This is a genomic window from Massilia sp. CF038 (assembly GCF_900129765.1).
In the GTDB taxonomy this organism is placed as follows: domain Bacteria; phylum Pseudomonadota; class Gammaproteobacteria; order Burkholderiales; family Burkholderiaceae_D; genus Telluria_A.
This window is the reverse complement of sequence record NZ_FQWU01000005.1, coordinates 233,369-245,545: the sequence shown is the minus strand read 5'-3', so window position 1 is coordinate 245,545 and position 12,177 is coordinate 233,369. Positions and strand designations below refer to the sequence as shown.

The following is a 12,177-nucleotide window of genomic DNA, read 5'->3' as shown; positions in this document are numbered from 1 at the left end:
GGCTCACGGCCTTGAGGACGATTCAGCCTGCCTGCGCTCGGTTTTCCAAGCGTCCCTGGAATCATAACGTCTTCGTGACGTATAGAGGACGATGTGTGCGTTTGATCTGGGCGAGATCGATCTGCCGGCTGCGCTATGATCAAAAAAGAAGCCCGCTGGAAAGCGGGCTTGGATTTAGTGCAGAGCGGGCGCCTCCAGACGCCAATCCGGCGCCCGCGGCGGCTGCAAAGGCGGCCCGGCGGGCGGCACCCTCGGGTCAATGGCCGGGCCCGGCTTCTGGTAGCTGAACGGCGTGATGATAATCGGCGGTATGGTGGGCGGCGCCGACGGCGGCCCCTTGGGCCCGCCGCCGCTGAGCAGCTTGCGCAGCTGGCGCGCAATGTCGCCAAAGGTCGAAAATGCCAGGTGGTCAGTTGGATAATAAACAAATTGCATGAGAATCCCCATCCGATAGAGCAGGCATTCAGTATAGGCAATGGTGCGCGTATTACAAGGTCGAACATCGGCGTCCTGCCAACCCGCCTTTTATCGGACCGGTGGCCTGCTTATCCCGTCAAACATGCAGTCTGTCGCAATCGGCTCGCAGGCCCGCCCCCGCCTGGCTACAGTACCACCATACCAAGCGCATTCAAGCCGATTCACCCCAGCCACCCAAGAGGCCCATCATGAAAAAGACCCTGCCCTATCTGCTGCTGTTCATTCTTGCCATCCTGATCTTCAATGGCTTGTTCGGCCACGCCGACATGCATTTCGTGATGGATGACGGCGACTTCGACGGCCCCTTCGGCACCCTGTTCGGCACCGTGCTGGCCGGCGGCGGCATCGTGATAGGCGCGCTGGTAATGATCTTCGTGGCGGTCCTGCTGGCCGTGCTGTTTGCCGGCATGACGGTGGTCGGCATTGCCGCCATCGTGCTGGCCGCGCTGGTGGCCATCATCGCCATCTCGCCCCTGCTGCTGCCGATCCTGATTCCCTGCCTGATCGTGTGGTTCGTGGCGCGCCGCAAAAGTGCCCCCAGCGCCCCGGTCACCCAGGCGGACCTGAAGCACAACGCGGTGTAAGCCATCAGGCGGGCGCCACGTCGCTCTCTTTGCCGACCCGGTTGCGCCCCGCCTCCTTGGCCCGGTACAGCGCGCGGTCGGCGCGCTTCAGAGCCGCGTCGGCCGACCCATCCTGCGGATACATGCTGGCAATCCCGATGCTGACCGTGACCGCCAGCGGTCCGGCCTCCCCCGGATAGGGGCTGCCGGCCACACTCTGGCGCAGCCGCTCGGCAAAGGCAGCCGCCGCATCAATGTCGGCGCCCGGCAGCAGCAGGGCAAACTCTTCTCCCCCCATCCGGCCCGGTGTGTCAATCTTGCGCTGACTGCTGCGCAGCACCTCGGCCAGGTGGCACAGCACTTCGTCCCCAACGGCATGGCCATGGCGGTCGTTGACCTGCTTGAAATGGTCGATATCGAGCATCAGCACCGAGGCGCACTCGCCCACGTCGCGCTGCATGCGCGCCAGCTGGTCTTCCATTCGGCCCATGAATTCGCGCCGGTTCGGCAGCCCCGTCAAAAAATCGGTGCTGGCCAGCTGCAGCAGCTCGGCGTCGATCCGTTTGCGCTCAGTGATGTCGACCGTGGTGACAATCACAAAGTCGAGTTCTTCCGCATGGCCGGGCATCACCAGCAGCGTCAGCGCATGCTGGCGCGCGCTGCCGTCCAGGCGCCGGAAGCTGCTGTCGCAGCTGAACACCTGGGCCCCGCCCGACAAGGCCAGCAGGGCGTCGACAAAACAGGGCTCGCCCTGCACATCGAAGTGCTGGGCGAGGCTGAGCGCGGCCAGATCCTTGCCATGCGCGCCCACGTGTGCCAGCGCTGCTGCATTGGCGTCGCTGATGCGCACCATGGCTGCCAGGCGCGCAATTTCGTGCGGGCGCGCGCGCAGCCAGCTGCCCAGGTCATCCATGCCCAGATCGCACAACTGTTCCAGCGCCACTTCCACCTGCGACCAGTCCTGCTGCCACAGCGGCACCGGCGCATGGTCGACCAGGCTGCGGAAGCGGTCTTCGCCGGCGCGCAAGGCTTGCGCCGCCTGCGCCTGTTCGATCGCGATGCTGGTCAGCTGCGCCGCCTGTTCGATCAGTACCACGTGGGCCGGGCTGGGGTAATGCACCGTGCGGTGGTAAATGGCAAACGAGCCGATGATGCGCCCCGAGCCGCCGCGGATCGGCTGCGACCAGCACGAGGCCAGGCCGGCGCGCTGGGCCACCTCGCGGAACAGCACCCAGTCGTCGTGGAGGCTGATGTCCTCCACGATCACGCGCGCACCGCTGAACGCAGCCGCCCCGCACGAGCCGGCGCGCGGGCCAATTTCGGCGCCGTCGAAGGCTTCGTTGAAGTAGGCCGGCAGGCTGGGCGCCGCCCCGTTGATCAGGTGCCGCCCGTCGGGCGTGAGCAGCATGATCGAGCACAGCATGCCAGGATTGGTCGCCTCCACCCCCAGCACCACCGCTTCGAGGATTTCACGCAGCGGTGCGCCGCGCGCCAGCAGCTCCAGCACGTGGCGGTGCGAGCGCTCGCGCTGCTCGATCTGCTTGCGTTCGGTGATGTCGCGGAACGACCACAGGCGCGCGTTCTGCCCGCTGCCCAGCACCACCTGGCGCACAAACTGTTCGAAAAAGCGCCCGTCTTTCAGACGCAGCAGATCGCGCTCGGCACTGGTGCCGCTGTACTGCATCTCGCGGCTGTGCAGGAACGGCCCCGCATGCACCAGTTGCGCCACCAGGTGGGCCGCAACGGCGCGGTCGTCGCCATCCAGCGCCATCTCGGGCGGCACGCTCCACAGTTCGCGGAAGCGCTGGTTCGACAGCAAAATCCGGCGCGCGCCATCGTCCACCAGAATGCCGTCGATGGCCGAATCGAGAATGCTGCGCAACACCAGCTGGGCCCGTTCAGCCGACTCCGACAAACCCTCCAGCTGTTTGCGGCTGCGCTCGAGTTCATTGTCCAGCAGTGCAACCTTGGCCCGGCCGCGCTCAGCGCGGCGCGACTTCCATGCCAGCATGCCGGTCAACAGGGCCAGAATCGCGCTGCCAGCCACTCCCACAGCCAGCATCACGCGCGATTCGCCCGCCACATTGCGCTGGCCGAACCCCGGCAGCGCGCCAATGGCCAGCGTCCAGCGGTGAAAGCCGATGCCGATCTTTTTTTCGGTCCGCAGCAGCAGGTCAGGATGCACGCCGGGCGCCAGCGCCGAATACATGCGCGCCGCGTCGCTGGCGGCGTCGCCGTCGTACATTTCGATATCCAGCCCGGCCGCCAGCTCGGGGTCGAGCGCAGCGACCATGTCGCGCGCCCGCACCGGTGCATACACCCAGCCGCGAATGGCGCGCATGCGCTGCTCACGGGTTTCAAGCGGCGCGCCATTCTGGTACACCGGCAGCAAAATCAAAAAGCCGCCGCCTGCTGTCTTGCCGCTGTCCTGCACCAGCGTCAGCTGGCCCGACATGGCCGCTTGATTGCCATCGCGCGCCAGTTCCAGTGCCCGCCGCCGTGCCAGCTCGCTCCAGGTATCGTAGCCGAAGGCGCGCAGATTGACGCGGCTGGGCGGCTCGATGTACACCACCGGGGCATACACATCGCGCTCGCCGGGCGGGCGCACGGCATAGTCGTGAAAGCCTTCCGCACGGGTTCGCGCCACATGGCGCGCCATTTGTCCGTGCTCGATCAGGGCAATATAGCCAAGCGCCTGCATGCCCGGCATATGCTGGGCAATGTCCTGCGCTTTGACGAAGGTGGAAAATTCGGTCCGGGTGACGCTGTCGGAGCTGGAAAACAGCGCCTGCACACTGCGCAAGCCTTGCACATAAGAGTGCACGCGCAGCGCCAGCTGATTGGTCACTTCGCGCGCGCGCAGGTCGAACTCGGCGCGCACCTGCTGGGCCTCGGCCGCCCTGGCCTGGCGCCACAGCTGCCAGTTCAGACCAAGGCACAGCAGCAGCACCAGCAGCGCCAGCGCGACGGGCAGCAACCAGCTGCGGTCTGGCTCAGGCAATGCGGCGCTGCGGTCTGGTCGATCCATGGCTGCGGTCCCGTCGTGACGGCCGCAGGGGGCCGCTGAATGACGAGTCTACGTGAGCATGTGCGCCGATGCAATCGGCGCGCGTCAGATGCCTTCGATCAGGCGCATCGCAAACACGATCGGCAGGCCAGCCGCAATCACCCGGCGGGCGGCGGCGCCATGGTCGTAGGGGATGCGGAAGTAGCTCAATTCGCGCGTCTGGTCGTCATACATCGCGTAACAAGAGGCGCTGTTGCCGTCGCGCGGCTGCCCCACCGACCCCGGGATCACCAGGTACTGGTGCTGGGCGCTGATGGGAATGCGCTTGGCTGGCGTGGGCAAGTGGGCGCCCATGCGTCCGTCGTCGGTGCGGCGGTACAGGGCCGGACCGTGCACATGGCCCGAAAACACCATGCGGCAATCGGTGGCGCTCAAGCTTTTTTCCGCTTCGTCGATGCTGGTCACGTACTCCCACTTGGGCGGATCGTTGGCGCTGGCATGCACGAACAGCATGCGTTCGCGCTCGCGCACCAGCGGCAGTTCGGCCAGAAAGGTGATCTGCTCGGCGCTGAGCTGGCCGCGCGTCCATTGAATCACTTCGCGCGCCTCGGAATGCATGCTCGAACGCGCCTCGCGCGCCGCAGCCGCGTCGTGGTTGCCCTGCACCGCGATGGCGCCGCGCGCCACATATTCCATGACCGTGTCCACCACCCAGGCCGGGTCGGCCCCGTAGCCGACAAAGTCGCCGGTGAAGGCGTAATCGGTTGCACCCTGCTGTTCCGCGTGCGCCAGGCAGGCGCTGAACGCTTCCTTGTTGGCGTGCAGGTCGGTCATCAGGGCTAGGCGCATGCGGCCTCCGCGTACTGCTGGTAGCCGCGCGCGCGCAGCTCGCACGCCGGGCAGCTGCCGCAGCCATAGCCCCAGGCATGCAGCGCGCCGCGCTCGCCCAGGTAGCAGGTGTGGGTGTCGGTGCGAATCAAATCGACCAGAGCCTGGCCGCCGCAATCGTGGGCCAGCTGCCAGGTGGCTTTTTTATCAATCCACATCAGCGGCGTTTCCAGCTTGATGCGGGTGGCCATGCCAAGGTTCAGCGCCACTTGCAGCGCCTTCATGGTGTCGTCGCGGCAATCGGGATAGCCGGAAAAATCGGTTTCGCACATGCCGCCCACCAGCACATTCAGGCCGCGCCGGTACGCCAGGGTAGCGGCCACCGTCATGAACAGCAGGTTGCGCCCGGGAACAAAGGTGTTCGGCAAGCCATTTTCTTGCATGGTGATGGCCACGTCACTGGTGAGTGCCGTGTCGGAAATCTTGCCGATAAGCGACAGATCAACCATGTGATCCTCGCCCAGACGCGCCTGCCAGTCATTCTTGAGCGCGCGCACGCCAGCCAGCACGGCCGGGCGCACGCTCAGTTCGATCGCATGGCGCTGGCCATAATCGAAGCCGATTGTCTCGACCCGGGCGTAGCGCTCCAGGGCCCAGGCCAGGCAGGTGGTGGAATCTTGTCCTCCGCTAAACAACACGAGGGCGGTATCGGCTTGGTGCATGAAATTCGATAAGTACAAAGAAGTGTTAGGCGTTCGCCATCATTTCGGGCATTCCGGTAAGATGACCGGGCATTTTCCCGAATGGAGCGACATGTTTTCCGCAATACCCGATCTGAACCTCACCCGAGTGCCGCGGCGCCCACGAATTTTGGCACAGATTGCCGCCACCGTGTTCACCTTGGTCGCTTCCTGCACCGCCCTGGCCCAGGGCGTGAATTATCGCGTCGCCATCGAGGCCCCCGATCCGCTTGACGACCTGCTGCAAGACAATCTCGATCTGCTGCGCTGGCAGGGCAATCCCCGCCTGGACATGGATCAGCTGCAACGCCTGGTCAAGGCCGTGCCCGAGCAAGCCAACATGCTGATCGCCACCGAAGGCTATTACTCGCCCCGCGTGTCCGCCGGTCTGGACACCAGCGGCAGCACCCCGGTGGCACGCGTGATTGTCGATCCGGGCAAACCAACCATCGTGGGCGATGTCGACCTGACCCTCAAGGGCTTTGAGCCGGTGGGCGCCGACGCTAAACCTTTCGACGGCGCCGAACTGCGCAACCGCTGGGCCCTGCCCGTGGGCGCCCGCTTCCGCCAGGCCGACTGGGAAGCGGCCAAGCGCAATCTGCTGCGCCAGGTGATCCAGGTGCGCTATCCGCGCGCCCAGCTGGTGGAATCGAGCGCCATTGTCGACCCTGACGTGCAGCGCGCCCTGCTCAAGGTGGTGCTCGACAGCGGCCCCGAAGCACGCTTTGGCGACATCAAGATCGAAGGCCTCAAGCGCTATCCGTCCACCATCATCACCAATCTGAACCAGATCCAGCCCGGCGAAGAATACAGCGAGGCAGCCTTGCAAGCCTTCCAGGCGCGCCTGCAGGACACTGGTTACTTCAGCGGTGTGGAAGTGAGCACCGACCCTGGCGAAATGCTGGACGAACAAATCGACGCGCTGGCTGAAGGCCCCGCCGCAAAACCGAAGCCACCCGTGGAAAACCCCGTCACGCTGCCGGTGCTGGTGCGCGTAACAGAGAACAAGCAGCGCAACGTGTCCGTCGGTCTGGGTTTTTCCACCAATACGGGCGCCCGCGCCCAGGTCAGCTACGATGACCTGAATGTGTACGGGCTGCGCATGAAAAGTAATCTGATCATGGAAACGCGGCGCCAGAGCGCCAACGCCGATTTCTTCTTCCCTACCACGGCCAAGGGTTACAACGACAGCTTCGGCGCCTCGTTCGAACGCAACGACCTGCAGGGCGAAATCACCGCAGTGGCGCGCCTGGCCGCGCGCCGTGCCTGGGGCACACCGCGGCGCGAGCGCAACCTGACGTTTGAATACCTGACCGAACAACAAACCATCGACGGCCAGCCGCCCGAGCGCAGCAAGAGCTTGCCGCTCACCTTCAGCTACACCATGCGCGAAGTCGACAACCTGCTGCTGCCCACGCGCGGTTTCATCGCCAACGCCACCCTGGGCGGCGCACTGCTGCCGGTGCTGACGGACGAACGCTTCATCCGCGCCAGTGCGCGCGTGGTGGGCTACAAGTCGCTGGGCGCCAAAAGCAGCCTGGTGTTGCGCGCTGAAGCAGGCGCCCTGGCCTCGGCGCAAAAAGCAGGTGTGCCCAGCACCTTCCTGTTCCGCGCTGGTGGCGACGGCTCGGTGCGCGGCTACGGTTACCAGGCGCTGGGCGTGAAGGAAGGCGACGCCACTGTCGGCGGGCGCTACCTGGTTACCGGCAGCGCCGAGTACCAGTACTGGTTCAAACCACCCTGGGGTGTGGCCTTCTTCGTTGATGCCGGCAATGCCGCCGACAAGATCCCCGATCTCAAACCAAAACTGGGCTACGGCGTGGGTGCGCGCTGGCGCAGCCCGGTCGGCCCGATCAATGTCGATGTCGCCTATGGCCAGGCGGCCAAGGAAGTCCGACTGCACTTCTCGCTTGGATTTACTTTCTGATGACTGAAACAGCAACCGACACCCCACCACTAAAAACGCGGCGCTGGCCGCGCCGGCTGGCCATTGGCGTGGCCGTCACGGGCGCCGTGCTGGCCGGTGCCTACTGGTACGGCGGGCGCGAAAGCACTTTGCAGGCATTGGTGCAGCGCGTGGCCAATGCCAGTGGCGGCAGCATCGTCGTCACCGGCGTCAAGGGCTCGCTGTACAGCAGCATGTCGATGGATAAAATTGTCTATCGCAGCCCCGAGCAGCTGATCACCATCGAGCACGCCGAGGTGGACTGGTCGCCCTTCCAGTACTTTACGCGCGGCGTGGCCATCAACCGCCTGCACGTCATGTCGCTGCGCGTGGACACCCTGCGCGAAGGCGAAAAGGCCAAGATGCCTACCAGTCTGGCCGCGCCGTTCTCGCTCACACTCAATGACGCGCGCATCAACAAGGTCACTCTGGCCAATGCCGGCGCCACCACTGTCATTGCCGATGTACGCTTCGACATGGCCGGCGACAAGACGCGCTGGATGCTGCGCAACGCCAGCGCCGTGACGCCCTGGGGGTACGCCCGCGCCGATGGCAGCATTGGCGCGGCCCACCCGTTCAAGCTCGAGGCCAAGGCAAGCTTGACCCAGCTGGCCGTACCAAAAGGCCAAAAGGCGGCGCAGCTCAACCTGCGCGCCGGTGGCGATTTGCTCAGCACCCAGATCAACGCCGACGGCCAATCCGGCAAGGCAGTGGGAGATGCCGCGTTCACGCTGGCGCCCTTCGATCCGGTGCCGCTGCGGGCCATGGCCATCAATGGCAAAAAACTCGACCCCACCTTCCTTAACCCGACCCTGCCCAAGGCCGATCTGAGCGTCAAGGTGACGGCCAGTATCGACGCCAAGCGCAACGTCAAGGGCAGCGTCGACATTGCCAACCAGGGCCCGGTAGGCACCATCGACAAGCAGCTGCTGCCGCTGCGCGCCATGCGCGGCGAATTGACTGGCACACTGGACGCGCTACGCATTGGCGGCGCCGTGATCGACTTTGGCAACGCGGGCAAATTTGCCGGCAGCGGCGCCGTCGACCGCAACGCCAGTGACGCCGGGTTGGGCAGCGCCAGCTTCGTGCTGCACACCGACCGGCTCGACCTCCGCCAGATCCACAGCAGCATCAATCGCACCGCCATTGCGGGCGACATCAAACTGGCCAGCAGCGGCAAAACACAAACCCTCAGCGCCCATCTGGTGGAAGCGAAGATGCGCCTCGACGCCGAAGCGTCGCTGGCTGACAATCTGCTGCAGATCAAGCAGGCCAGCCTGCGTGCCGGCGGCAGTCTGGTGCGCGTGGTGGGCAACGCCAGCATGGTCGACAAGCGCGAATTCAAGGCCAGCGCCAGCGCATCCAAATTCAACCCCGCCGCGTTTGGCGACTATCCTGCCGCGGACATCAATGCCGACATCAACGTCAACGGCTTCCTGGCGCCGGCCTGGAAGATCGCTGCCGATTTCGCCCTGCGCCCCAGCCGGCTGTTCGAGCTGCCGCTGTCGGGCAAGGGCAAGCTCAATGCCGACGCAACCCACATCAGCAATGTGGACGCTACGCTGGCCCTGGGCGGCAACAGCGCCGAGCTGCGCGGCAGCTTTGGCGCGCCTGGCGAAAAACTGCAATGGCGCGCCGACGGCAAACAGCTGGGCGCCCTGCGCAAGGATTTGATGGGCTCTGTCGTGGCCAGCGGCGTCGTCACCGGCACCATGCAAATGCCGCGTACCTCGTTTGAACTCGACGCCAAGGGCCTGGGCTGGACTGCTGCCGCACGCACGGCCAATGCGGGCGTCCTGCATGCCAGCGGCAATGCCTGGCTTAATGCCCCCGACAAGGCAGGCCAGCGCGTGGCCGAAGTCGACCTGAAGGGCATGGCGCGCGCCTTCAACCCGGCTGCTTTCGGCGACCTGACGACCGGCAGCATCAATGCCGGCTTTGACGGCGGCGGACGGCTTGGCGCCGACTGGCGCGGTGCCCTCAACCTCACGCTGGAACCGTCCACGCTGGCCAACGCGCCCTTGTGGGGCTATGCCAAACTCAAGGCCGATGCCGCGCACGTATCCAATGCCGACGTCGATCTGCATCTGGGACCGAACATCCTCGCTGCCAAGGGTAGCTTTGGCAGCACGGCTGATGTGCTGGACTGGCGCATCGATGCGCCGCAACTGGCGTCGCTGGGGCCCAACTTCGGCGGCGTGTTGCGCGGCGCGGGCAAGTTGTCCGGCTCCATGGCAGCGCCTTCCCTGTCGGCGGCGCTCGACGGCCAGAACCTCAAGCTCTTCGCGCAGCATCAAATCAAAACCATCAAGGCCTCGGCCAATGTCGGTTCCGGGCGCGGCGCGGCCGACCCGCTGGTGGGCAGCGTCGAGCTAACCGGCTACACCAACGGCAGCACCGTGATTGAGAGCGCGCGGCTGCAAAGTGAAGGCACACGCGGCGCCCACATACTGCGCGTGGCCGCCCGTGGCGACACCATTGACGCCAGCGGCGAAGTGCGCGGCGGATTCGATGCCGGCACCTGGAACGGCACCGTCGCATCCCTGCAGAACAAGGGCCGCTACGCGTTCGCGCTGCAGGCGCCCACCCCGCTGCGCATTGCCGGCGCCCCCGGTGAAGGCGTGACGGGATTGCTGTCGCCCGAGGTCATCGCCCTGCGCGACGCCATCATCAAACTGCCCAACGGCAGCGTCAGCGTGCAAACGCTGGACAAGAACGGCGCCCACTGGACCAGCAAGGGCGTGGCTGAAGGGGTGCCGATCACCTATCTGGGCCAGTTCTCGCCTGCCCTGCGCGACAACGCCGGCGGCGACCTGTCGCTTGGGGCCCAGTGGGCGCTCGACATGCAGGCCGGACCAAACCCCGCACTGCGCGGCATGCTGCATGTGTTCCGCGAAAAGGGTGACTTGATCGTCGGCGCCGAAGTCCCGGTGGTGCTGGGTCTGCGCACGCTCGACCTGCGCGCCGACATTGCCGACGGCGCCTTGCGCACCCAGCTCACGCTGGACGCCACCCGCGCTGGCCAGGCCACCGTCGACGCGACCACGCAGCTGGTGGACGGCCGCCTTTCGACTGCCAGCCCGCTCAAGCTGACCGCCAATGCCGACATGACATCCATCGCCTGGCTGGCGCCCCTGTTCGGCCAGCCGGGTCTGGAGCTGGACGGCAGCCTGAAACTGGCGCTGACCGGCGCCGGCACGGTGGGCGCGCCTACCCTGAACGGCAACATGAATGGCGACGCGCTCGGCGTGCGCTGGCCCGAGCAAGGCGTCAAGCTGCGCAACGGCCAGTTACGGGCCCAACTCAGTGGTGACCAGTTGATCCTGCAACGCCTTGACTTCGACGGCACCCAGGGCCACATCGGCGCCGACGGCAATGTGCGCTTTGCCGGTGGCGAAGCAAGCATGCAGCTCAAGCTGGTGGCCGACAAGATCGAAATCCTGTCGCGCCCTGACCGCACGCTTGTCATCAGCGGGCAAAGCACGCTGGTACGCGACGCCAAGCGCTTCGAACTCGATGGCAAATTCCGCGCCGACCGCGCGCTGATCGAGCTAGCGCCGCAAGACCGTCCTACCCTCTCGGACGACGTGATTGTGCTGGGCCGTACCAAGCCCGGCACCGTGGCCAAGACCGAATCGAAATCGCTGCCGCTGTCGGTGGACATTGAGGCTGATCTGGGCGACGCCTTCCGCCTGCGCGGCATGGGCATTGACGCCGAACTGGCGGGCACCGTGCGGGTGCGCAGCAGCAGCCGCGGCCTGCGCGCCAACGGCGGCATCCGCGTGGTTGCGGGCACCTACAAGGCGTATGGGCAGAACCTGACGATTGAACGTGGCGTGCTGACCTTCAGCGGCCCGTACGACAACCCGGCCCTCAATATTCTGGCCGTGCGCAAGCGCCCCGAAGGCGAGCAGCTGTCCGAGACCAACGTCGAAGCGGGTGTCGAAGTGCGCGGTACGGCATTGGCGCCGGTAGCCAAGCTGGTGTCCACGCCCAATGTGACCGACAGCGAGAAGCTGGCCTGGCTGGTGCTGGGCCATGGCATGGAAGCGGTGTCCGGCAACGAGACCGGTGTGCTGGCGGCAGCGGCGGGTGCCCTGCTGGGTGGGAACGGCAGTGGCGGCTTCCAGTCGCGCCTGGCCAACTCACTGGGCGTGGACGAACTGGGCCTGTCGCAGGCAAAAGGCCTGGAGAGCACCGTGGTCACGGTGGGCAAGCGTTTGTCGTCACGTGCCTATCTCAGTTTCGAGCAAGGCGCGACCACGGCATCGAGCCTGGTCAAGCTGCGCTACAAGCTCAATAACAAGTTCACGCTGCAGATCCAGGCTGGCACCAATACCGCGCTGGACATTCTGTACACCTGGGCGTTCGACTAGCTCGGTTTATGGTCGGGCACCGGGTCGTCGTGACCCGGATGCTGGACTGGCGGATGGTGCGGATGGGGATTATCGAACGGCTCGGGCAGCGGCTCTTCGATGGGTGCCGGATCCGGCGCGCGGTGGAACTGGTATGCAGCAGGGTTCATGGTGAAGCGCTCCTGATGATGAAGTATTGACATTACCACGATCCCTGCCCGGCGGGCCGCCACGGTGGATTACAATGCCAGCGTCACATTTA

At 65.5% G+C, this 12,177-nt stretch carries 8 protein-coding genes; 3 read left to right on the top strand and 5 right to left on the bottom strand.

All coding sequences use genetic code 11. The annotated features are described in order from the left end of the window. Positions 1-174: 174 nt before the first annotated feature. Entirely contained in the window at positions 175-435 is a 261-nt protein-coding gene (locus tag BUC24_RS24170) for a hypothetical protein (protein ID WP_073222909.1), read from the bottom strand. 230 nt (positions 436-665) lie between these two features. Here BUC24_RS24170 and BUC24_RS24165 point away from each other — a divergent pair, with 230 nt between their 5' ends. Beyond that, a complete protein-coding gene (locus tag BUC24_RS24165) occupies positions 666-1,061 on the top strand; it encodes a hypothetical protein (RefSeq protein WP_073222907.1) in 396 nt (131 codons plus the stop codon). A 4-nt stretch (positions 1,062-1,065) separates the two neighbouring features. Here the strand turns inward: BUC24_RS24165 and BUC24_RS24160 are convergent, their stop codons facing one another. The 3 genes from BUC24_RS24160 to queC form a co-directional block, all read right to left on the bottom strand. Beyond that, on the bottom strand, positions 1,066-4,068 hold the full coding sequence (locus tag BUC24_RS24160) for a sensor domain-containing diguanylate cyclase (RefSeq protein WP_083599126.1): 3,003 nt from the start codon (positions 4,066-4,068) through the stop codon (positions 1,066-1,068). Positions 4,069-4,152: 84 nt separating this feature from the next. Continuing rightward, on the bottom strand, positions 4,153-4,896 hold the full coding sequence (locus BUC24_RS24155) for a metallophosphoesterase family protein (protein ID WP_073222905.1): 744 nt from the start codon (positions 4,894-4,896) through the stop codon (positions 4,153-4,155). Continuing rightward, complete coding sequence (gene queC, locus BUC24_RS24150) at positions 4,887-5,597, bottom strand: 7-cyano-7-deazaguanine synthase QueC (protein WP_073222903.1); 711 nt, start codon at positions 5,595-5,597, stop codon at positions 4,887-4,889. Before queC ends, BUC24_RS24155 begins: the two co-directional genes overlap by 10 nt. A 91-nt stretch (positions 5,598-5,688) precedes the next feature. Here queC and BUC24_RS24145 point away from each other — a divergent pair, with 91 nt between their 5' ends. After that, positions 5,689-7,542 carry an autotransporter assembly complex protein TamA gene (locus BUC24_RS24145; RefSeq protein WP_073222942.1) on the top strand — a complete coding sequence of 618 codons (1,854 nt, stop codon included), beginning with the start codon at positions 5,689-5,691 and terminating at the stop codon, positions 7,540-7,542. Further along, positions 7,542-11,936, top strand: a complete 4,395-nt coding sequence (locus BUC24_RS24140; RefSeq protein ID WP_073222901.1) for a translocation/assembly module TamB domain-containing protein — start codon at positions 7,542-7,544, stop codon at positions 11,934-11,936. Before BUC24_RS24145 ends, BUC24_RS24140 begins: the two co-directional genes overlap by 1 nt. Here the strand turns inward: BUC24_RS24140 and BUC24_RS27040 are convergent. Next, positions 11,933-12,085, bottom strand: coding sequence for a hypothetical protein (locus BUC24_RS27040; protein WP_178372610.1), 153 nt, complete (start codon positions 12,083-12,085; stop codon positions 11,933-11,935). The genes BUC24_RS24140 and BUC24_RS27040 overlap by 4 nt on opposite strands. Between the last annotated feature and the right edge of the window lie 92 nt (positions 12,086-12,177).